Raw genomic sequence first — 21,119 nt, 5'->3', positions numbered from 1 at the left:
CGGGCGTGCGCGCGCCAGCACTACCGGGTTGCACCGTTCGCTGTGGCGCATCCCGGCGGCTGCATCCGAGAGTACGACGGCGGCATTCTCGCGCCCTGACATTTCCGGACTGGCCTGGATATCGAGCGTCCGTGGATGCCTCGTTGCGCGTCGTCGTGGTGCCGCCAAAGCGAAAGCACGCCACTAGCCTGCCGCGAGTGTTGGTGAAGGCACCGTGAGCCGTCGCCTCGAAGTCGAGTTGACCAGCCGGCGTGACGACGGCTCGTGGACATGGCGCGCGGCGGGAGCGAAGCAGCCCAAGGGCGTGCTCGACGGCGAGCTGCTTCCGCCTGGCGTGGGCGAGGGCGACGTTCTGCGCGTCGACGCCGACTTTGAGGTTGACGGCATCTTCGTCACCCAAGTCCTGCCGCCCAAGGCACGTAGCGGCAAGCCTCCAGCCGAGCGCATCGAGCTGATCGGCCCCCCGGATCGGGCTGCAGGCACGACGACCACCCGGGTGGGAGGTCGCGGTGGTCGCAAGCGCGACGGCGACCGGGCCAAGCGTCGCCCCGGCGAACGAGGCGAGCGAAACCGCCGCCGGGAGCGCGGAGGCGGAGATCGCAGCCGCGGGCGCGCCACAGCAGCGGAGCGTGACGGCGCCAAGCGGCGCCAGCGGCGGGATCGCGACCGGCGCCCGGATGGCAACGCTCAGCAGGACGCGCCGACCGACGACAACGGCAAACCGAAGACCGAGACCCCAGAGCGTCCGCCGAAGCCCAAGGCCCGCAAGCTTCGGCCCGGCCGCAAGCATCGTGATGCACTCATTGCATCACTGCCCGCGGAACAGCAGGTGGTGGCAGAGCAGGTTGCACGCGGGGGGCTCGCAGCCGTACGCGCGGAGATCGAGGCTCAGAACCGCACAGCAGCGGAGGAGGGGACCCCCGAGGTCCCTGCCGAGGGCGTGCTCGCTCTCGCTGAATCGCTCGTCGGGCAGATGCAGATTGCCGAATGGCGGGATCGTGCCGATGCGGCGCTCGCCGGCATCGAGCGAACGGACCTGCGCGACCTGCGCTCCGTGCTGGTGGCCGCCGAGGACTATGCCCGTGACGCCGAGGCTCGAGAACTCGCCGAGCAGATTCGTGAGGGGCTGAACGAGCGTGTCGAGCGCAGCCAGCGGGAATGGCACGACGAGCTGCGCACCACACTGACCGAGGGGCGCGTCGTACGAGCCCTGCGCCTCAGTTCCCGGCCCCCCAAAGCCGGCGCACCGCTGCCCCCCGAGATTGCACAGGAGCTGACCTCGCAGGCCAATGCCGCTCTGGGCACGGGAGCATCGCAGCACCGCATCGCCGTGGTACTCGAAGCGGTGGCGTTTTCGCCGGTTCGGCCGTATGTGGTGCTGTCGAACATCCCGTCCGAACCCACTGAAGAACTTGTCGAGGCCGTTCAGAAGGTGGCCAGCCGGCTGCCGGAAGTCGCCGCCGCCTTGGGGATCGACCCCGCCGAGGCGCGGCCACGCAGCCAGCCCCGGCGCCAGCGGGGCCGTCGACCGAAGGCCGAGCCGGCTGAGGCCGCCGCGCCTGTCAGCAACCCGGAGACCGCCGGTGAGGCCGATGCCAGCGGCGACGCCGTCAACGAGACCGGCGGCGAGCAGCCCGGAGCAGCCGAAGCCGGGACGGAGGCGTCAGCCGCCGAGGACGTGGCGGTCGAGGAACTCGCGCATCCCGCCTGAGAGCGGCAGCAACCCCGCTCTGATCTCGGCGAAGCTCACGAACCGGGCATCGGCCGCATCGTCACTCGCCACAGGCGCCGCGTCAGGCGAGCACTCCACGGCGTAGTCCAAGATCACAAAGTGCCTGCTGTCGCCGATGTGCTCCGTGACGCCGACGAGCTCGCCGCACCGCACCACGAGGCCGGTTTCCTCGGCCAGCTCACGCTCGACCGCAGCACTCAGGGGCTCTCCGGGTTCGACCCGGCCGCCAGGAAATGCCCATAGACCCGCTGCCGGCGGGCGGCCTCGGCGGACCAGCAGCACCGACGCTCCCCGCATGGCGATCCCGCCGACGCACACCTCAGGCACCGGTTCGCTCACCTGGATTCGGAAGAGGGATCGGGCAGTGGCGTGTTCGGCACGTCGGCGGCAGGCGCAAGCTTTCGGTGCAGCACCAGCAACCGTGCCGTGAAGCCGAACGTCTCGAAGAAGTTCTTGGTTGCTCGATTGCCCGGCAGTGCCAGCGAGTCGACACCCACGCAGCCCCGCTGTTCGCACCACTGCAGGACTTTGCCAATCAGCTCCTCCCCCACGCCGACGTCCCTGGCCCCTGCGGTCACGTACAGGTCGGTGACGCGGCCCAGCGGGTCGCCCGATTGCAGGGGCTCGACGGCGGCCGCTGCGTAACCCACCGGCGTGTCGTCGATCAAGCCGACCCACACGGCCTGATCGGGATCGTCGAGTGCCGCCCGGAGGCTCTCGCGCAGGGGTCGTGCGCGCACCTCACGACGTGACCAGACCCAGCCCCCTCGTGCATCGGTCTGCTCGGCCACCGCCTCTTCGGCCAGGGTCGCCATCGCATCGAGGTGTCGGTCGCCCGCCCGCAGGGCAGTCACTTCCATGGGCACAGGCTCCATGAGCTTGTGCCCATCAGGCGGGCTCGGCAGAGCGGCGCCGCACGGTGGCCTCTTCGGCGCCGAGTCGCCCCAGGACGCTTTCGGACAGGTCCACGTGCGACAGCATCGCAGCCACTGCCTGGTGTCCGGCCACCTCGGCGATCTGGCGGTACATCGCTGCGGCGATCCGCCGGTAGTCCTCATGACCTTGCGGCTGGGATCGCAGCTCGATCAGATGCATCGCCTCTCGGGCGTTGAACTGCATGCTGTAGCGCACCCGGTAGGCCATGGCAACCGCGTAGGAGGCCTCCAGCGGTCCTGCCGCCTCGACGAGTGCGTCGTAGAGATCCGTTGACCGCTCCATGACCTCGTCGTAGGCCTCGCCCCCGCCGGCGGCATCGACAAGGCTCGGGACTGTGTAGCCGTGACGCGGCGTGAGCGTCTGCCATTCGATCGTGAGCAGTCGGTGTCGCTGCAGGTCGCGGAAGCTTCCGTAGTCGGCCAGCACATCGAACCGGTAGTCGATTCGCTCCAGCGCCCGGCTGGGCCGGTGGCGGCGATTCGTGCGCTGGCCGGCGTAGCGCTGCACGAGGTCGAGGCGCTGAGCCTCCGTCATCTGGGCGACTCGGGCCGCAATCTGCGACTCGGGCAGATCTGTATAAGGAAACAGCATCGCCGCGAGCATCTTGTCCTCGCCGGCAGGATCCCAGTCGCTCAAGACCACCTCTGGCACCGGCTCAGGTGTCTCATCGGCGAACAGCTCGCCGGCGAGTTCGGACATTGCGGCGTGGTTGGCTTCCAAGTACTCCGACCACACGATCCCGCGGTCGGGCTGATCGACACGGCGCAGGAACGACGGGATGACCTTGCGCAGCTCGGTCAGCATCATGTCGGCATAGCTGCGCGCCTCGGGCAGCGGGTGGGACCGCATGCGCAGCAGCAGCGCCTCGTAAGCCTGCCCGCTGCCGAAGATGCCGACGTTCGAGAGACTGGCTGCCGGCAGCAACCCGCGGGCCGCATCGAACGCCTGGGCCCGGATGGCCCGCCGGCGGGCCAGGTCACCGCCTTTGGCGGCGACAGAGGACCCCGCGCTCTCTTTGGGAGCTGCATCGTGATGCTCCGTGAGCCACGCTGTCATGCGACGGACCATGTCGCCGTAGGCGTCGAACATGCGGTCGACGTCGCCGACATAGCGGGTGCCTGCCCCCGAGTTCGTCACCGCTGCCGGCCGGTGGTAGCGGTAGCGACCCTGGACGCGCTCGTCGTAGGCCAGATAGCGGGTGGACTGCTCGAGGTACGACATCAGCCGCCCGCGCTCGAGCACCTTGGTGAGCAGGTTGGAGGCCTGCTCGCACGCGAGATGGACGGCGCCGAGCTGGGCCACCGAGTCATCTCCGTATTCCACGAACACCCGCTGGTAGAGCTGCTCAGCACGGGCAACGCCAACGGTGGCGTCGATGGTCTCGTCGCCGGAGATGTCAAGGTCGTCCACGAACTCGTCGAGCAGCAGCCGCCGCAGGCTCTTGTGGGTCCTGGAGTAGCGAGCGAACAGAGCCCCCTTCACCACTTCAGGGAGGTTCACGAGCGCAAAGACCGGTTGGCGCAGGTTCGTGACATACCGTCGCAGCACATCCTGCTCCGCAGGCGTGAAGGTCTCTGCGGTGTAGTGGGCCACGGGATCAGCGGCAGGTCGGGTCGAAGCACGGCACTGACGTTTGATGGTATGGGCCATGGGTCGGCGGCGAGCGGATGTCAAGAGACTTGGTCGAACCCAGTCTGCTCAGAACACGACCAGCGCAGCATCCGGCCGGATCGTGCAGGCCAGCTCCCGGCATCTGCCGGCTCGCTCGCCGTCGAGCCACAGTCCGAGCGGCCGATCGAATCGATGCTCCCAGCTCTCGACACGCCGTACTGCGATGGCCGGATGCGGCAGGTGCGCGCCCGAACGCAGCCGCCGGCGGGCCAGCACCCGTTGGGCCACGCCCAGCCCGGACTGGCCCACGCCCGTACTGAGCACGTGCACGCGCCCGTCGTTGGGATGGGCTGCGGGCGCCAGACGCCACCTCCCGAGCATCTCGGCGTTCATTGCCGCAATCACTGGTCCGTGCCACCAGGAGTTGCGCGCGACAGCCCCGATGCATGCCCAGTGCGTCTCGCCATCAGCCGTGACTTCGATGAGATCGATGGGAGCCGTTCGGGCCTGTTCGGAACGCAATCGAGCTGCGCCCCCCGATGGTGCGCCCACCACATGCCACAGGTCGCCCCCAATCACGCCGATCGGCATCGGCGGCACGTCGCCCGCGCGCTGGTGGGTGACCAGCTGACGCAATTCGGCATTGCTGCCGGCAATGGGCGCCGTTTCGGGCAGCCTCGCTGCGGCTCCCCATGACTGATTGCGTCGTACTGTCACGAGAGCCTGCGAGTACGCGTCACGACCGGCTGCGAGACGAAACTGTCTCCGGGCGCTGCGGCAGGAGCACCTCCGACGCCGCTGCCGGCGACTCCGGAGTCAGAGACACGGGCCGCCGCGGAAACGACACCGCGATCGAGGGCCACGCGGGCATCCCTTGCGGCGCGCCGTGTGCCCTGCTGGGGGGCTACCTCGGCGACCCGGTCGACGAGATCGATGAGCTGTCTCATCTGGCGGACGAAATCGCCCCCAGCAAGCGTCTGGTCGCCTCGTGCGTCGCCCTGCCACAGGTCGCTATACATCGCTCCGTCCGCCCAGGCGTGGGCCACCGAGAAGAACGACGCATCGGGAGCGCGCGAGGCAACCACGCTGTGCCGTCGCTCGATGCGATTGATCTGTGCCGCCAGTTCGAGAATGCGGGTCGCCCGCTCGCGGGCGTCGCTGTCGGGATAGCGGGGCGCAGGCGGCGGCTGGCTGCTGCGATGTTCGTAGGTCAGAACAGACACCAGACCGGCCAAGGGCGCGGGCGCCACAGCGTCGAACACCCCATCTCGCAGGCAGAGCACGGTCAGCAGGTCGCACTCATGAAAAACAGCTCTCAGGCACTCGCCTGTCGGTGTCAGCGACCAGCCGTCTGCGCAGCCGAAGACGTTCAGCACCTCGTTGGTGGCATCGAGCTGACGCGCCAATCCGCCCTTCGCGAGCTTGATCCGGTCCTTCAGACGGCTCACTCGCACCCCCACGCGCTCGGCATGCCGCTCCGCATCGACGAGCGCCCGGGCACTGCGTCGATCTGCGGAATGGGCGTGCCGGTGCCGGCCCGAATGCCGTGATCGCCCGCGCCCCGATGCATGCTGCTGCGAGCGTCGACGGCCGCCTCCCATCGACCTCAGTCGCGCTCGGGCCTCACGCAATGCCTGGCGTTCGACTTCCAGCTCCCTGGTCCACTCGCCGACGCGGCGATCAGCCCGCCACTGGGCAAATGAACGCTGCAGCAACTCGACGGCCTCGTCGCGTGTACGGCTCGCGACGAGGTTGGCGACCATGTTGTACGTCGGCCGGAACGAGGACTCCAGCTCGAATTCGTTGCTCGCCGCCAATCGAGCGGACTCGCCGAAGGCCGTCTGGGGATCCCACAGCGTGTAGGCGTACCCCGCCTCGTCGATGCCGCGGCGGCCTGCGCGGCCGGTGAGCTGCGTGTATTCCCCCGGCGTGAGCAGCGCGAAGCCCTCGCCCCGGAAGCGGCTGAGCTGGGAGATCACCACAGATCGGGCAGGCATATTCACGCCGACCGCGAGCGTCTCGGTTGCAAACACCACCGCCAGCAGTCCGGCTGAGAAACACTCCTCGATTGCTTCCTTGAATGCCGGTATCAGGCCTGCGTGGTGAGCCGCGACGCCGGCTGTGAGCCGATCCAGCCACTCGTCGTAGCCGAGCGCGTCCAGGTCGCCACGCTCCAGATCGGCTGTGTGTGCCGCCGCGATCTGGCGCACCTGATGCTGCTGAGCGGCATCCAGAAACGCCGCCCCCTCCCCCGTCAGCGCCTGGGCTGCGTCGTCGCAGCCCTGGCGCGAGAACACGAACACGATCGCTGGCAGTCTCGCGGTGGCGGCGAGATGCTCAACAATCTCCGAGCGCCGCGGTCGAGCAGGCCGAATGCCCGCTCGACGATGGCGGCGCTGGGCACCGGAACGGGAGCGTGCTTGCATGACCAGCCGCTCGATCTCGGGATTCGGGCGGCCGTCCCGCAGCGTCGGCAGGTCCATCAAGCGACGGCTGTGCCGCTCGTAGAGCAGGAATCGATCCTCCAAGGGCACGGGCCGTTGCGAGCACACCACTGGCGTGCACCCTCCAGCGGTGGCCTCGATCCACGATGCGAGCTCAGAGGCGTTGCTGACCGTGGCCGACAGGCATACCAGCCGCATATGCGGCGGCGTGCTGATGATGACCTCTTCCCATACCGCTCCCCGGTACGGGTCCTGCAGGTAATGGACCTCGTCCAGCACTGCCAAGCCGAACTGCGCGATGTGGGGCGAGCCGGCGTACATCATGTTGCGCAGCACTTCGGTGGTCATGACCACCACATCGGCGTCAGGGCAGATCACGTTGTCGCCGGTGAGCAGACCGACTCGCTCGGCTCCCAGCCAGGAGCGCAACTCGCGCAGCTTCTGGTTCGACAGCGCCTTGGTGGGCGCGGTGTACGCCGCCCGCTTGCCGGCCTCGAGCGTGGCTGCGATGCCGTACTCCGCAACGAGCGTCTTGCCCGACGATGTCGGCGCGGCGACCAGCACCGACTCGCCCCGATCCAATGCGGCAAACGCTTCGATCTGAAAGGCATCCGGCGAGATGCCCCGCGCAGCCACGAGCTCTGTGAGCAGCAACGGCATCGCCCGCGTGCCTGCGCCGCTCGAGCGATTGGCTGCACTGCTCACAGCGTCGGCTCGGCCGGTGCGGGAGTCCGTTCGCCATCTCCCGGTGGCCGGCGGAATCGGCGCCTCAGCGGAGGTTCGCCGCTGCGGCGCCGCAGGATCAGGAACCCGACCAAAATAGACAGCTCATAGAACACGTACAGGGGCACCGACAGCGCAGCGAGCGTGACCGGGTCTCCTGACGGCGTGATGATCGCGGCGCCGGCAACGATGCCGACAATGGCGTAGCGGCGAGCGCGGTTCAGCTGCCGCGGGGTGACGATCCCAGCAAGCTGGGCGAAAATCAACACGATCGGGAATTCGAACCCGATGCCGAAAGCCAGCATCATGAAGGTCACCAGTCCCAGGTACGAACCGGGCCCGAGCAGCGGATCGACGGCATCACCGCTGACGGCGATCAAGAAGTCGAGCGCCCGTTCGAAGGTGAAGTAGGCCAGCACGGCGCCAGCCGCGAAGAGCACGAAGCCCACGGCTACGAACGGGATGGCCCAACGTTTCTCCCGGCGGTCCAGCGCCGGGGTGATGAACCGCCACAGGTGCCACAGCAGCACCGGCATCGCCAGCACCACACCGAGATAGGCCGACACTTTGATCCGCGTACGGAATCCCTCCAGCGGCGTGGTGATCACCAGGCTGCAGGGCCGGTCGATCTCCTGGGTCGTCAGCACGCTGCAGTAGGGCGGCAGGAACACCTCCCGGAGCAGCCAGTCATAGACGATGAGCCCGACGACCATGCCGAGCCCGATGGCCACGATGCTCCAGATGAGCCGATTCCGCAGCTCGGCGACGTGATCCCAGAAACCCATCACTGCCGGCCGGGGCCGGCGGCGCCACCGGAGCCTCACGCAGCGCCGTCGCTGGTCACGCCATCGCTCGCCGGCTTCTCATCACCTGGCTGCGCCGGCTCGCTCTCGATGCCTTCATCGGCCCCGGCGGCTGGACCCTCTGATGCCGGCCGGGCCGGCGGCGACGCTGGTTCGACCTTCGGGGGGGAGATCGTGGCGTCCATCTCCTGGCGAACCGTCGTGGAGAAGTCGCGTACCTGCCGGAAGGCCCGGCCGATGCCTCGGATGGCGCCCGGCAGCCGCTGAGGGCCCAGCACGATCAGTGCCACGAGCACGATGATCAGCACCTCGTTGGGCTGCAGGCTCACGGCTCGATGGTAGAACTCAGAAGGGCAGCACCCGGCGAGCGGCCCATCGCACCGCCATGCCGAGCGCCCGCTCGGCCGTGGCTTGACGCAGCGACGGCACATCCAAGCTGTCGATGGCAGCACGGGTCCGCAAGACGTCGGCGCGCACCACTGCCGCTGCGTCGGCGATGGATGCCAAGCTCTGCGCTGTTGCCCGCAACTCCATCGCCAAGCGTCGAATCATGACAATGCTGACAGCGGCAAGCACGCCCAAGGCAGTAATCGGCAACAGCCACATCATGGGCACAGGTGGCACGATAGGGGTGTGCCCCCGCAGCCGTTGCCTTCACTGCGCACGCCTCCGATCGTCTTCGCGCACCGCGGCGGGCGGGCACATGGTGCCGACAACGCCCTCGAGACCTTCGCCCTGGCCTTGGAGATGGGCGCGACCGGCCTGGAGACCGACGTCTGGTTGAGCCGCGACGGTCATCCCATGCTGGATCATGACGGCATCGCCTGGCACCGGGGCGTGCGCCGTGCGTTCAGTTCGTTGCCGCGCGAGCGCATCGGTCCCGATATCCCCGCCCTGGACGAGATGTACGACGTATGCGGCACCGACTTCGAGCTCTCCATTGATCTCAAGGATCCTGCGGCCGCTGACGCGGTCATCGGCGCCGCTCGCAACGCAGGGGCCGAGGAACGCTTGTGGATCTGCCACGGCGACTGGGACCTGCTGAGGGGCCTGCGCGGCCGCACGAGCGCGCGCATCGTCGACTCCACCCGGGTGCGACGCATGAAGGAAGGGCCCGAGCGTCGTGCTGCAGCGATGGGCGATGCCGGCATCGACGCTGTCAACCTGCCGGCAAAGGACTGGACCGGCGGCCTCGCGGCGCTTTTTCATCGCTTCGAGCGGCTCTGCTTCGCATGGGACGTCCAGCACACTCGCCTGGCGGCTGCGCTGCGCGACATGGGTCTCGACGGCCTGTACGGCGACCATGTCGACCGCTTGCTGGCCGGTGTCGCCTCGTCGAGCGCACCGGCCCGATCGACCTAGATCTACAGACCGCCGAGGCGCGTCGGCGGCCAGAATCGCGCAAATGCTCTGCCGACGATCTCGCTTTCCGGGACGGCGCCGAAGACGCGGCTGTCCTGACTGGAGCGGCGGTTGTCACCCATGACGAAGACGTAGCCGGCGGGCACCAGCACCGGGCCGAAGTCGCGCGTGTACACATCGGTGGACAGGTAGTGCTCGTCTACCGGCGACCCGTCGATGACGAGCCTGCCGTTCACTGCCTGGACCTGCTGGCCGCCGACCGCAACCACTCGCTTGATGAGCTCTGCGGTCTGCGACGGCTGCATCGAAGGCGGGGTCCGGAACACGACCACGTCGCCGGGCTCGGGATCGCCGATGCGGTAGCTGAGCTTGGAGACCAGCAGACGATCCCCGATCTCGAGCACCGGTTCCATCGACTCGGAAGGGATGTAGAACGCGGCGATGAGGAAGGTCCTCATCAGCAGTGCCAGCAGCACGGCAGCCGCCAGCACCCACGCCCACGACAGCAGGCTGCGCGCCCGCCGGCTCAAGATCCGCCGGACGCGTGGCGGTCGACGGCCCCCTCGTAGCGTGCGGTCGGGAGCGGGACCGTATGGCTGGTTCAGAACCTCATCGAGTTCTTCGCCATCGGGCTCACCATGACCGCTCACCGGCTCGCCAGCGTCGCCGCCATCAGGTCCGTCAGGAATGCTCATGGCGTCGCCGCAAGCCACGCCGCCGCCGCACCGAGCCAGCCGCAGGCTCGGCCGTCTCGCTCCAGTGGACGTCCCATCGACGTGACCTGCAGGTTCATTCGAATAAGAGCATCCGCCACGGGGACCGGTTCCACCGTGACCGTCCGTTCGCCCAAGGAGGCGATCCAGGAGGCATCGCTGGGTTCCGCTGCCATGCTGGCGGGCACTGGCACGACGGTGCTCCGCGGCGACAGTGCCGCAACCGTCCGGCTGTGATGGCTGACCCCGCGGTGCCGTTCCCGCTGATCGTCAGATGACGCTCGCACGGCTAGTGCCGTCGCTGCACCGAGGCCATCGAGCACGGCAGCGTGACCCGCCAAGTCCAGCCCCGAAAAGCCCAGCGGGCTTGCCGTACCCAGATGGCCTGGCCCCGCTGCGATGACGACACGGTTGATGTGACGCTGGGCCATAGCGGCTACCCCGGACGCAACCGTGACTGCCTCCATCGGCGCCCCGAACGCCTGCCCGGTGCTGACCGCCGTGGCGATGACGCCCCGCTCCAAGCACACCGCGGCGAGATCGCTGAGCACGAACGGCAGCGCACCACCGTCAGTCATGACGTAGCCCGGCGCGATGCCCGTGGCTTCGCGAACCGCCGCCGCCAGTGCTAGTGCGTGGCTGTGCAGCACGCACAGCACCGCACGGACGCCGGCCAGCGACGGAAGATCGCCCGGGACGCCCGCGCCGTCGGCGTTCGACACCGCTTCCTCGACCGCCTCGACGCCGATCTGTTCGGACAGGTAGCGGGCCTTCATGACCCGAGCCGGGTGCGAAGCACCGAGGTGGGGCGCACTGAGATTCGTGTGGACTGCGTGCGCTCCCCCCGTACCGAGACCCAGATCGAGCGCCGCAGTGTTCACCAGCAGTTCATCACCGAGCGTTATGGGACCGCACAGATCGGTGACTGCATAGGCCTCACTGCCGTCGTCAAGGGTCATGCGCTGCAGGCCGGGTCGTACCTCGCGCACCTCAGTGGCTCGCAGGCGCGCGAAGCGCGGCATTCCCGCCCTCAGCCGGCTGCGTGACGCAGATTCACGCGGACGCCTGCATCCATCACAGCGACTCGATCAGCTTGTCGACGCGTTCGTCGTGGGAACGGAAGGGGTCCTTGCACAGCACGGTCCGCTGTGCTTGATCGTTGAGCTTCAGATGCACCCAATCCACGGTGTAATCACGGCGCCGCGCCTTGGCCTCACGGACGAAAGCCCCACGCAGCCGGGCCCTGGTCGTCTGCGGCGCTTCCTCGGTGGCCCGGCGCACATCGGCGTCGTCGAGCACTCGCTCGACCATGCCGCGCCGCTGCATCACATGGAATACCCCGCGCGTCGAATGAACGTGGTGGTATTGCAGATCGAGCAGGGCGATATGAGGGTCGTCGAAGCCGACCCCCTCTCGGTCGGCATAGCCCGTGAGCAGCTTGTGCTTGATGACCCAGTCCACCTCGCGGTCAAGCTGCAGCGGATCGTCGCCGATCGCTGTCATGACGTGCTCCCACATCTGCAGCGCACGCAACTCCTCCGCAGTGAGGTCATTCGTCTCGGCGAAGCGCAGGGCCCGTTCCAAGTATTCGGCTTGGATGTCAAATGCGCTTGCTTCGCGCCCGTTGGCGAGACGCACCTTGCGTCGGCAAGTGATGTCGTGGCTGATCTCGCGGATCGCCCGGATCGGGTTCTCCAGCGTCATGTCGCGCAGCACGACCTCGGGGTCTTCGAGCATGCGCAGCATGAGCGCGGCCGCACCGATCTTGAGGAACGACGTGTATTCGCTCATGTTCGAGTCGCCGACAATGACGTGCAGTCGCCGGAAGCGCTCGGCGTCGGCGTGCGGTTCGTCGCGGGTGTTGATGATCGGGCGGCTGCGGGTGGTGGCGCTCGACACGCTCTCCCAGATGTGCTCCGCCCGCTGGGTGATGCAATAGCGAGCACCCTTGGCGGTGTTGAGCACTTTGCCCGCTCCGGCGTAGATCTGCCGTGTCACCAGGAACGGGATCAGCACCTCGGCGTAGTTCGAGAAGTCGTCAGCTCGGCTGGTCAGGTAGTTCTCGTGGCAGCCGTAGCTGTTGCCGGCCGAGTCGGTGTTGTTCTTGAACAGGAAGATCGTGCCGTTGAATGCCTCCTCGGCCAGCCGTTCTGTTGCGCTGGCCACGAGCTGTTCGAGAATCCGCTCACCCGCCCGGTCGTGACACACCACGTCGTAGACGGAATCGCATTCAGGTGTGGCGTATTCAGGGTGACTGCCGACGTCGAGGTACAGGCGCGCCCCGTTTGCGAGGAAGACGTTGCTGGACCGTCCCCACGACACCACGCGGCGGAACAGGTAGCGCGCCACCTCGTCAGGGCTGAGGCGCCGTTGCCCCCGCAGCGTGCAGGTGACCCCGTACTCGTTCTCGAGACCCATGATGCGCCGCTGCACGGCGCTCACCGTACTGCCGAATCCGGATGGATCAGGAATCGTCCTGATCGGCCCCTTCGTCAGCCTCCGGCGCTGCGCCGTCGCCCAAGGCGAGTTCCACCTCGGCGTCATCCAGACGGCGGAAGCAACGGCGACGATGGGTTGTCTCCCCGGCGTTCGACTCCAGCAGGGCTACCTCGAGATCGGGTGCTGCGATCTCGCGCTCGGGTCCTGCCAGGGCTGCGCAGGCCAGCCGGATCGCAGCATCGGCATCCAGCTCGGGGTCATAGCCGTCTGCGACCCGCTCTCGCACGGCGTCGGCTTCGCCGCCGATGCAGCAGTACGCCTCCTCGTCCATGACGGTCCCGTCGTACTGGATCCGGTAGAGCTGGTTGGCCTCGTCGCCGAGCCCCACCTCTACGACCACGATCTCGACCTCGAGCGGCTTGAGCTCGTGGGTGAAGAACTGCCCGAGCATCTGCGCGTACTGGTTGGCGAGGCTGCGAGCCTCCACGTCTGATCGCGAGTACTGGTAGCCCTTCAGCTCGGCGTGACGGACACCTGCGATGCGCAACTGGTCGAACTCGATGTACCGGCCGACGCCGCCGAATGCGATCCGGTCGTAGATCTCCGACACCTTGCGCAACGTCGCGCTGGCGTTCTCCGCTACCAGAGCGATCCCGCCGCCGTATTCGAGCGTCACCAGCGACCGTCCCCGGGCGATGCCCTTGCGGGCATAGTCCGCCCGGTCCTGCATGAGCTGTTCGGGACTGACGTACATCCCGGGCATGCTCATCGCGGTACCTCGCCCGAACGCGCCGTGGCCGCTCCCCCGCTCCCGCCGCCGGCAAGATCGGCTTGCAGCGCAGCGAAGACTTCCCCCGATTCGGCATCGCTGAGCTGGCGGAAGCCATCGCTCCCGATCGCCGCAAGCACCGGGTAGATGCCCCGCACCGGATCGGGTCCACCGGTGGCACTGTCTTCGTCGGCGGCATGCCACAGCGCCTGCACGCTGAGCGCAAGCGCCTCTGGCTCACCCAAGTCGTCGCGGAAGCCGAGCTTCAGGACCGTCCCAGCGTGCAGGCTGCCCGAGCCGGCCGTGGCGTAATCCTGTTCCTCGTAGCGACCCCCGGTCACGTCGTACTGGAACAGCCGGCCACGCCCGTCGACGGGGTCGAACCCGGCGAAGATGGGCACCACCGGAAGGCCGCGCATCGCCTGGGGCAGGTGTGCCCGCAGCATCTCGGCCAGCTGATTCGCCTTGCCCTCCAGGCTCAGCGGCTTGCCTTCGATCTTCTCGTAGTACTCCAGCTGCAGCTGGAAGATGCGAACCATCTGCACCGCTGGACCTGCGGCACCGGCGATGGCAACCGCCGAATAGGAGTCGGCGGGAAACACCTTGCGCATGTCGCGATGACTGATGAGATGGCCACTGGTGGCCCGCCGGTCGCCGGCGACGACCACCCCGTCGGAACTCCGCACAGCAAGCACCGTGGTGGCGTGCGAACCCTCAACCGAACCGAGTCCGCCCTCGGCGGAGGCCTGCGCGAACCCGGCAAATGGCTCGCCGCCCGTGCGCCGCAGCAATTCGAGGAAGCTCGCCCCGGGGTCGTCCCCTGGGGCGAAGAAAGGCATGGGGGTCACTCGCCGCCCTTCTGCACGTAGTTCTTCACGAACTCCTCGGCGTTGGTCTCGAGCACGTCGTCAATCTCGTCGAGCAGGTCGTCGAGCTCGGCTTTCAGCTCGGTCGCTCCTTCCGACGAGGTGTCCTGCGGCGCGGGGCTCTCGGTCTCCCTCGGAGCCGACCGTCGCATCTGTTCGCGTTCTGCCATCTCGGGCCTCCTCCGGTGTTGATTGCTTGGGTCTCGAATGAGTGAGAGTTCCGTTTGCCGCCTGCGGTCGAGGCGGAGGGGACAGTTAGTTGCCCAGCCGGCGCAGCAGCTCAGCTGCGTCGCGGCACTCGTCCAACAAGTTACCCACGTGCGTCCGGGTTCCTCGCAGGGGCTCGAGCATCGGTACGCGGCGCAGCGGATCGGTTCCGATGTCGAACACCATCGAATCCCAGTTGGCGGCCACGATCTCGTCCCCGAACTTGTCGAGGCAGCGGCCGCGGAAGTATGCGCGTGTCGTGGACGGTGGCACAGACACCGCCTCGTTCACCTCGTCGTCGGTCGTTATCCGTTCAAGGCCGATTCGCCGCGCCAGTGACTTCGACGGCCGCAGGTCGTGATACTGGAGATCCAGGGCGGCCAGCTTCGGATCATCCCAGTCGAGGTCGTGCCGCTCGGCGAAACCCTCGTACAGGCGCAGCTTGGCAACCCAGTCCAACTGCGCCGCGAGGCTCATTGGATCCGATTCCAGCATGGCAAGCACAGCTTCCCAGCGATCCAGGATGTCATTGCCGATGTCGTCGCCGCCCACGGGCTCCAGGCCATGGCTTTGCGCATATTTGCGGGCCAGATCCAAGTATTCCCACTGGATCTCGATGGCTCGCATGTGCCGGCCGTCGACCAGCTCGATCAGGCCCGCCAAGCCAGTGTCGAAGCTCACCTGGCGCAGTGCAGCGACCGGCACCATCGGCGTGAGGGGCTCGGGCACGAAGTCGTCGTCGATCATCGCCAGCACCAGCGATGTCGTGCCCAGCTTGAGATAGGTCTGGACCTCGCTCATGTTGGCGTCGCCGATGATCACGTGCAGGCGCCGGTACTTGCGCGTGTCAGCGTGCGGTTCATCGCGGGTGTTGACGATGGGCCGCTTGAGGGTGGTTTCCAGCCCGACCTCTTCCTCGAAGAAGTCGGCGCGCTGGCTGATCTGGAACGGCCTGTCCGCGAACGGCGCCGGGGACCGGTCGCTCATCGGGACTTCGATGCCGAGCTTGCCCGCCCCGCAGAAGATCTGGCGGGTCACGAAGAACGGCAGTATGTGAGTCACCACCCGGCCAAAGGGCACATCGCGGTCCAGCAGGTAATTCTCGTGGCAGCCGTAGCTGTTGCCTTTGCCGTCGCTGTTGTTCTTGTGGATGACCAGTTCTTCGTCATCCGGCAGGAGGTTGTTCGCAGCCTGCATGGAGCGGATCAGGATCTCTTCTGCCGCTCGGTCATAGACCACGCACTGGCGCGCGTCCGAGCACTCCGGCGTCGACAGTTCAGGGTGCGCGTGGTCGACGTAGTAGCGAGCGCCGTTGGTCAGCACGGCATTGACGAGGTGCGTTTCGATCTCGGGAGCCAGCGCGTCGAACTCGTTGAAGCCCCTCGCATCCGCGCCGGGCTGCTCGTCCTCGAAATCCCAGCTGACCCGCTGGCACAGGAACCCGTTGACGTAGGCGTTGATGATCATCGACGACGCCGCGACGGGATTGGAGTCGCCGTCGCAGCGATGGATGATGCCGAACTCGGTCTCGATGCCAACGACTTTGTGTACCGCCACCGCCCCGGACTCTAGAGGTACTGGCTGGTCTGGACCCGTTCGATGGCCCGGCCGCCGAGCGCATCGCTGTCGTCGGGGTCGACCAAGGTGCGGATGAAGACGATCCGCTCACCCTTCTTCCCAGAGATCTTCGCCCAGTCATCGGGATTCGTCGTGTTGGGCAGATCCTCGTGCTCGCGGAACTCCTGGCGGATCGAGCCCATGAGATCATCGAGCCGGATGCCGCTGCTGCCGGTGGCGAGCGAGCGCTTGATGGCGTTCTTCTTGGCCCGGCGCACGATGTTCTCGATCATGGCCCCGGACGCGAAGTCCTTGAAGTACATGACTTCCTTGTCGCCGTTCTGGTAGGTCACTTCAAGAAAGCGATTGAGATCGTCAGGGCGGTACATCTCGTCCACGGTGCGCTCGATCATGATCCGCACGGCCTTGTGGGGGTCTCCGCCGCCCAGATCGGCCACCTCCATCGGGTCGATCGGCAGCCTCGGCGTGAGATAGGTGTTGAAGATCGACAGCGCTGCCTGCTCATCGGGCCGGTTGATCTTGATCTTCACGTCGAGGCGTCCGGGACGCAGGATTGCCGGGTCGATGAGGTCTTCCCGGTTGGAGGCGCCGATCACGATGACGTTGCGCAGGCCCTCGACGCCGTCGATCTCCGCGAGCAGCTGCGGGACCACCGTGGATTCCATGTCGGAGCTGATGCCGCTGCCGCGGGTGCGGAACAACGATTCCATCTCGTCGAAGAAGACGATCACCGGCCAGCCTTCGGATGCTTTCTCTCTCGCTCGCTCGAAGATGCGCCGGATCTGCCGCTCGGTCTCACCCACGTACTTGTTCAGCAGCTCGGGGCCCTTGATGTTGATGAAGAAACTGCGTGCTCCCTGCTGACCTGACACCTCCCCGACCTTGGCCGCCAGCGAATTGGCGACCGCCTTGGCGATCAGCGTCTTGCCGCATCCGGGCGGCCCGTAGAGCAGGATGCCCTTGGGTGCCGGCAGGTCATAGGTGCGGAACAAATCCTGGTGCAGGTACGGCAGCTCCACCGCATCGGTGATGAGCTCGATCTGGGTGTCCAGACCGCCGATGTCTTCATAGGTGACGTCAGGCACCTCCTCCAGCAGCAGATCGTCCACCTCAGGCCTCGGCAGGCGTTCCAGCACGATGTTGGAACGGACATCGAGCAGCAGGTTGTCGCCCGAACGCAGCGGCTGGTCCCGCAAGTCGCCGGCGAGCTCGACGATGCGTTCCTCATCGGCGCGGCCGGTGACCAGTGCGCGGAAGCCGTCTTCGAGCACCTCGTTCAGCGTCACCACCTCGCCGGACGTCTCGGGCCCACGAGCCAGCACGATGTTGTACGACTCGTTCAGCACCACCTCGCTGCCCTCGACCAGCTCGGTCTCGGCCAGGTCGGGGTGCAGCGCGACGCGCATCTTGCGCCCGCTGGCATGCACATCGGCCGTGCCGTCGTCGTTGCGCGACAGGAACGTGCCGTACGCGGAAGGAGGCTGGGTCAGCTTGTCCACTTCTTCTCGCAACGCGGCGATGTGCTCGCGCGCCTCGCGCAAGGTGTAGGTCAGCTTCTCGTTCTGCGAAACCGCAGCGGACAACTGACCCTTCGCCTCCAGCAGGCGTTCTTCGAGCGTGCTGACTCGTGCCGGGGTGTCAGCCAGCTTGCGCCGGAGGAGCGCGACCTCCTCTTCGAGCGCGCGCATACGGCTGCGGAGCGCTCCGGCATCCGCTGCGCTGCTGCGCTGAGTCTCCTCATCGCCTTGGTCCATGCGCGGCCGACACTACCCTGACACTGCTGGCAAGTCGCGACGCGAGGCTCGGTTGCCAGCCCTGCCGTCGAAGCGTGCCGGTGAGTGCCGTGCAGGACGCGCGCCGACTCGGTAGATTTCATAATTGGCTCGGTTGCCCCCTCGGGCCGTCCCAGAAGAAGGGTCGTGACACGATGAAGGTCTGGATCGATCAGGATCTGTGCACCGGTGACGGGCTCTGCGAAGAGATCGCACCCGACGTCTTCACGCTTCTCGACGATGGGCTTGCCTACGTGAAAGAAGGCGACAAGGTCTTCGCCGAACCGGGCGGTGTCGAAGGGCTTGCAGAGTTTCCCGACTCGCAGCTCGACGCAGTGATCGAATCCGCCGAAGAATGCCCCGGGGAGTGCATCTTCATCGAGGCGTAAGCCTCGGTGAAGCGACAGGCACAGATCGAGGCGTAAGCCTCGGTGAAGCGACAGGCACAGATCGAGGCGTAAGCCTCGGTGAAGCGACAAGCACAGATCGAGGCGTAAGCCTCGGTGAAGCGACAAGCACAGATCGAGGCGTAAGCCTCAAGGCCGCGCGCACGCTCCATTCGGCACCTGGCGCAGCTCAGCAGATGCCGCGCTGACCACGGTGCGACCCAGATGGTCGATCCGGGCATCGATTCCCGACGAGACGAGGAAGCTCAGCAGATCGTCGCGGCTGAACGCGAATCCGATGCCTGAGGGGCCTCGCACCCTGCCGAAGGCAACACCGACCACGTTTCCCTGCTGATCAATGAGGGGAGCGCCGGACTGTCCGGCGCGCACGTCGGCCGCCAAGAGGTACACCCTGCGTCGCGTGCCGTCGCCCCACAGCCCCCTCGCGCTCACGTAATGCTCGATGCGGGCAGGCGAGACCTCAAGTGCAGCGCCTTCGGGATAGCCCAGCACTGCCGCTGTCGCTCCCAGTCGAGCGCGATCAAGATTCAGCGCAGACACCGGAGCGTCAGTCCGAAGCAAAGCGAGATCCCGTTCTTCGGAGTAACCGACCACGTCTACTGGGCGTGCCATAGCAGTGCCCGCATGGTGGACAGCCACATCGATCTCGACCCTCGAGGCCCCGGAGATGACGTGAGCAGCCCCCACCAGCAGGCCTGGCGCGACGGCAAAGGCTGTGGCATTCGACACAGCTCCGCAGCCGATCGCTCGCAATGGCACCACTCCGCGAGCGGCCTCGGCGAGCACCTCATCAGCTATCGCGAACTCTGTCGGGGGCGCTCCCAGCCACAGCGGACCTTCGGTGCGGTCGATAGAGGACACAGGCTCAAGTTGCTCACCTGTCCACCCGGCATCGTCTGGGTCTGGCGAGCAGCCGCCTAGGGCGACGACCAGCGCCACCGCGCACAGCGTCAGCAATGGCTGCACTGTGGCGGTTCGTGTCACGCGTCGATCACTCGCTCGTAGGGGATCCGCTTCCCCAGCGCGGTGAACATCTCCCCAGTCTCGCTGCCGCTCACGATCCGACGAGCCTGGCACTCGTCAGGAAGCCGGTGTGGGCCACCATGCGATGATCCGGCCGCACGGAGGCACCCTTGACGTGCCAGCTTCGGTGCATGACCTCGATGGTCTCGGTGAGCGCCCACGGTCCGTCCTCGAGCGCCCGACGCAGTTGCTGCACCTGGGTCACCGACGGGTTGTAGGCCACCAGGATCCCGCCGCGCCGCAGCGGGCCCGGCAGGTGTGCCGTCACACGCCAGGGTTCGGGTATGTCGAGCACGGCCCGGTCGTAGCACGAGTTGCGCTGGGGCGGATCGACGGATTCGTAGGCGTCACGGAGTTGAACGTCATAGCGACCCAGCGCTTCGACCCCCGCGATGCTCTCGACGTTCTGCAGGGCTCGCTCGGCAAAGTCCTCTCGCAGCTCATAGCCGGTGACCGTGGCGCCGCTGCGCAGCAACGTCGCCGACAAGGCGCCCGAGCCCACACCGGTTTCGAAGACGGACATGCCGGCGCGAACGTCGGCCAGCATCCAGATCGCGCCGAGATCCTTGGGATAGATCACCTGCGCGCCACGGGGCATCTTCAGCACGTGGTCGGCCAGCGTCGGACGCATCGCGACGAAGCGCGCTCCCGAGCCCGTGCGGAACTCGGCCCCTTCAATCGAGCCGATGATCTGATCGTGCTGCACGACTCCTGCATGCGTGTGGAATTCGCCGCCGCTGCGCAGCGTCACGAGATACCGGCGTTGTCGACGGTCGATCATCAGCACCGGCTCGCCGGCCTGCAGCTCGCCGGTTGGGCTCACGCCCCCTCCGTCACGGCATGGCCGTCGCCCTGGCCCGGTGGCACGTGGCGGATCATGAGCTGCTCACCCGGTGCAAGCTCGCCGCGGTAGACCAGTTCGCGTTCGCGCTTGGACCATCGAGCCAGCAGCCGCAGCCCGCTCGCGACGATTGCCGCAGCCAGCCATACGCCATTGCCTGTCCGTGCCCGCCGCCACAGGGCTTCCACAGCGCGGGCCCGCAGCCTTACGAACCAGACTTTCGCCGCCACGTTCATACCCACCGCGCGCCGAGGGCCTATACCCGGACGATTTCAACCAGCGTGCTCCGGCGCCGACCCCGGCGGCGGCCGAACAGGAACGCTGCCAGCACGAGGCCAGTGCCGACGGCGGCGGCTACGGCCACAGCAGCACTGGACACCTGCTCGGCTGCATCGCCGGCTCCGCCGATGATCTGCCGCACTCGCTCGGAGATGTCCGACGGTGTGATGCGATGCGGGTCGCTGCCCGATGCCGCTGCCGAGCTCTTGCCGCTCTCAGTCATCCTCATCCCCCGCTGCATCGTTGACGCTCTCGCGCGAGTCCCGCTCTGGTGCTGTTGCACTGTCGTGCTCAGCACGGGTGTGCCTGGGCCGGATGGCGCGAATCAGCGCGGCTATGGCCAGCAGCAGGAATGCAGCGCCGGCCAAGTGCGGGACAAACGACCAGTTCGCGTTGAAGACGCTCGTTTCGGTCTGCAGGACGCGCACCAGGGCCAGCGCTGCGAACACGACTCCCAGGCTCACGCCGACGGCGCCGATGAGGCCGAACAGCACGTACCTGCCGAGGCCGCGCAGCGGACCAACCGTCTCCTGTACGAAGTAGGACCGCAGCATGCCCACCAATTCGGCAATCTCTGCTCGCAGGCCGGAATCTCGTCGAGGCACAGTCAACTG

At 67.1% G+C, this 21,119-nt stretch carries 24 protein-coding genes; 3 read left to right on the top strand and 21 right to left on the bottom strand.

Annotated features, from left to right (window positions below; translation table 11 throughout):
* The first annotated feature begins 214 nt into the window (after nucleotides 1-214).
* Nucleotides 215-1,711 carry a hypothetical protein gene (locus tag ACOGXE_RS16060; protein ID WP_419931890.1) on the top strand — a complete coding sequence of 499 codons (1,497 nt, stop codon included), beginning with the start codon at nucleotides 215-217 and terminating at the stop codon, nucleotides 1,709-1,711.
* On the opposite strand, the gene ACOGXE_RS16055 is transcribed toward ACOGXE_RS16060, so the two are convergent.
* The 8 genes from ACOGXE_RS16055 to ACOGXE_RS16020 are packed head-to-tail and all read right to left on the bottom strand — an operon-like array spanning nucleotide 1,664 to nucleotide 8,864.
* A complete protein-coding gene (locus ACOGXE_RS16055) occupies nucleotides 1,664-2,071 on the bottom strand; it encodes an NUDIX hydrolase (protein ID WP_419931889.1) in 408 nt (135 codons plus the stop codon). The two genes, ACOGXE_RS16060 and ACOGXE_RS16055, sit on opposite strands and share 48 nt — an antisense overlap.
* Entirely contained in the window at nucleotides 2,068-2,592 is a 525-nt protein-coding gene (locus ACOGXE_RS16050) for an N-acetyltransferase family protein (RefSeq protein ID WP_419931888.1), read from the bottom strand. The genes ACOGXE_RS16055 and ACOGXE_RS16050 overlap by 4 nt, the downstream gene beginning before the upstream one ends.
* A 28-nt stretch (nucleotides 2,593-2,620) precedes the next feature.
* Complete coding sequence (locus ACOGXE_RS16045) at nucleotides 2,621-4,318, bottom strand: FAD-dependent thymidylate synthase (protein ID WP_419931887.1); 1,698 nt, start codon at nucleotides 4,316-4,318, stop codon at nucleotides 2,621-2,623.
* A gap of 48 nt (nucleotides 4,319-4,366) precedes the next feature.
* Nucleotides 4,367-4,996, bottom strand: coding sequence for a hypothetical protein (locus ACOGXE_RS16040; RefSeq protein WP_419931886.1), 630 nt, complete (start codon nucleotides 4,994-4,996; stop codon nucleotides 4,367-4,369).
* Nucleotides 4,993-7,383: a DEAD/DEAH box helicase gene (locus tag ACOGXE_RS16035; protein ID WP_419931885.1), complete on the bottom strand. Its 2,391-nt coding sequence runs from the start codon at nucleotides 7,381-7,383 to the stop codon at nucleotides 4,993-4,995. The genes ACOGXE_RS16040 and ACOGXE_RS16035 overlap by 4 nt, the downstream gene beginning before the upstream one ends.
* A gap of 41 nt (nucleotides 7,384-7,424) precedes the next feature.
* Nucleotides 7,425-8,270, bottom strand: coding sequence for a twin-arginine translocase subunit TatC (gene tatC / locus ACOGXE_RS16030; RefSeq protein WP_419931884.1), 846 nt, complete (start codon nucleotides 8,268-8,270; stop codon nucleotides 7,425-7,427).
* A complete protein-coding gene (locus ACOGXE_RS16025) occupies nucleotides 8,267-8,578 on the bottom strand; it encodes a Sec-independent protein translocase subunit TatA/TatB (protein ID WP_419931883.1) in 312 nt (103 codons plus the stop codon). Before ACOGXE_RS16025 ends, tatC begins: the two co-directional genes overlap by 4 nt.
* Before the next feature lie 16 nt (nucleotides 8,579-8,594).
* Complete coding sequence (locus ACOGXE_RS16020; protein WP_419931882.1) at nucleotides 8,595-8,864, bottom strand: hypothetical protein; 270 nt, start codon at nucleotides 8,862-8,864, stop codon at nucleotides 8,595-8,597.
* A gap of 18 nt (nucleotides 8,865-8,882) precedes the next feature.
* Between ACOGXE_RS16020 and ACOGXE_RS16015 the strand changes: the two genes are divergently transcribed.
* Complete coding sequence (locus ACOGXE_RS16015; RefSeq protein WP_419931881.1) at nucleotides 8,883-9,611, top strand: glycerophosphodiester phosphodiesterase; 729 nt, start codon at nucleotides 8,883-8,885, stop codon at nucleotides 9,609-9,611.
* 2 nt (nucleotides 9,612-9,613) lie between these two features.
* On the opposite strand, the gene lepB is transcribed toward ACOGXE_RS16015, so the two are convergent.
* The 8 genes from lepB to arc all read right to left on the bottom strand — a co-directional run bounded on the left by lepB (nucleotide 9,614) and on the right by arc (nucleotide 17,937).
* Entirely contained in the window at nucleotides 9,614-10,306 is a 693-nt protein-coding gene (lepB, locus tag ACOGXE_RS16010; RefSeq protein ID WP_419931880.1) for a signal peptidase I, read from the bottom strand.
* Entirely contained in the window at nucleotides 10,303-11,346 is a 1,044-nt protein-coding gene (locus ACOGXE_RS16005) for a DUF3866 family protein (protein WP_419931879.1), read from the bottom strand. Before ACOGXE_RS16005 ends, lepB begins: the two co-directional genes overlap by 4 nt.
* A gap of 52 nt (nucleotides 11,347-11,398) precedes the next feature.
* On the bottom strand, nucleotides 11,399-12,757 hold the full coding sequence (pafA, locus tag ACOGXE_RS16000; protein ID WP_419931878.1) for a Pup--protein ligase: 1,359 nt from the start codon (nucleotides 12,755-12,757) through the stop codon (nucleotides 11,399-11,401).
* Between the two features lie 31 nt (nucleotides 12,758-12,788).
* Nucleotides 12,789-13,532 (bottom strand): proteasome subunit alpha, encoded by a 744-nt coding sequence (gene prcA, locus ACOGXE_RS15995; protein ID WP_419931877.1) that lies wholly within the window; start codon nucleotides 13,530-13,532, stop codon nucleotides 12,789-12,791.
* The gene (gene prcB, locus ACOGXE_RS15990; RefSeq protein ID WP_419933543.1) at nucleotides 13,529-14,371 is read right to left on the bottom strand and encodes a proteasome subunit beta; all 843 of its coding nucleotides are present in this window, start codon (nucleotides 14,369-14,371) and stop codon (nucleotides 13,529-13,531) included. The genes prcA and prcB overlap by 4 nt, the downstream gene beginning before the upstream one ends.
* A 5-nt stretch (nucleotides 14,372-14,376) precedes the next feature.
* Nucleotides 14,377-14,568, bottom strand: coding sequence for a ubiquitin-like protein Pup (locus ACOGXE_RS15985; protein ID WP_419853425.1), 192 nt, complete (start codon nucleotides 14,566-14,568; stop codon nucleotides 14,377-14,379).
* Nucleotides 14,569-14,653: 85 nt separating this feature from the next.
* Nucleotides 14,654-16,162 carry a depupylase/deamidase Dop gene (gene dop / locus ACOGXE_RS15980; protein ID WP_419931876.1) on the bottom strand — a complete coding sequence of 503 codons (1,509 nt, stop codon included), beginning with the start codon at nucleotides 16,160-16,162 and terminating at the stop codon, nucleotides 14,654-14,656.
* An 11-nt stretch (nucleotides 16,163-16,173) separates the two neighbouring features.
* Nucleotides 16,174-17,937, bottom strand: coding sequence for a proteasome ATPase (arc, locus tag ACOGXE_RS15975; RefSeq protein WP_419931875.1), 1,764 nt, complete (start codon nucleotides 17,935-17,937; stop codon nucleotides 16,174-16,176).
* A gap of 173 nt (nucleotides 17,938-18,110) precedes the next feature.
* Between arc and ACOGXE_RS15970 the strand changes: the two genes are divergently transcribed.
* Nucleotides 18,111-18,344, top strand: a complete 234-nt coding sequence (locus ACOGXE_RS15970) for a ferredoxin (protein ID WP_323671282.1) — start codon at nucleotides 18,111-18,113, stop codon at nucleotides 18,342-18,344.
* Between the two features lie 147 nt (nucleotides 18,345-18,491).
* Here ACOGXE_RS15970 and ACOGXE_RS15965 read toward each other — a convergent pair whose 3' ends face one another.
* The 5 genes from ACOGXE_RS15965 to ACOGXE_RS15945 form a co-directional block, all read right to left on the bottom strand.
* The gene (locus tag ACOGXE_RS15965) at nucleotides 18,492-19,346 is read right to left on the bottom strand and encodes a S1 family peptidase (RefSeq protein ID WP_419931874.1); all 855 of its coding nucleotides are present in this window, start codon (nucleotides 19,344-19,346) and stop codon (nucleotides 18,492-18,494) included.
* 70 nt (nucleotides 19,347-19,416) lie between these two features.
* Nucleotides 19,417-20,208, bottom strand: a complete 792-nt coding sequence (locus tag ACOGXE_RS15960; protein WP_419931873.1) for a tRNA (adenine-N1)-methyltransferase — start codon at nucleotides 20,206-20,208, stop codon at nucleotides 19,417-19,419.
* A complete protein-coding gene (locus tag ACOGXE_RS15955) occupies nucleotides 20,205-20,456 on the bottom strand; it encodes a hypothetical protein (RefSeq protein WP_419931872.1) in 252 nt (83 codons plus the stop codon). Before ACOGXE_RS15955 ends, ACOGXE_RS15960 begins: the two co-directional genes overlap by 4 nt.
* A gap of 26 nt (nucleotides 20,457-20,482) precedes the next feature.
* A complete protein-coding gene (locus ACOGXE_RS15950; protein ID WP_419931871.1) occupies nucleotides 20,483-20,728 on the bottom strand; it encodes a hypothetical protein in 246 nt (81 codons plus the stop codon).
* Entirely contained in the window at nucleotides 20,721-21,110 is a 390-nt protein-coding gene (locus ACOGXE_RS15945; RefSeq protein ID WP_419931870.1) for a hypothetical protein, read from the bottom strand. Before ACOGXE_RS15945 ends, ACOGXE_RS15950 begins: the two co-directional genes overlap by 8 nt.
* Between the last annotated feature and the right edge of the window lie 9 nt (nucleotides 21,111-21,119).

Source organism: Candidatus Poriferisodalis sp. (assembly GCF_965208555.1).
Classification (GTDB): domain Bacteria; phylum Actinomycetota; class Acidimicrobiia; order Acidimicrobiales; family Poriferisodalaceae; genus Poriferisodalis.
Note: the sequence above shows the minus strand (reverse complement) of the source record. Positions and strands in the feature narration are given on the sequence as shown.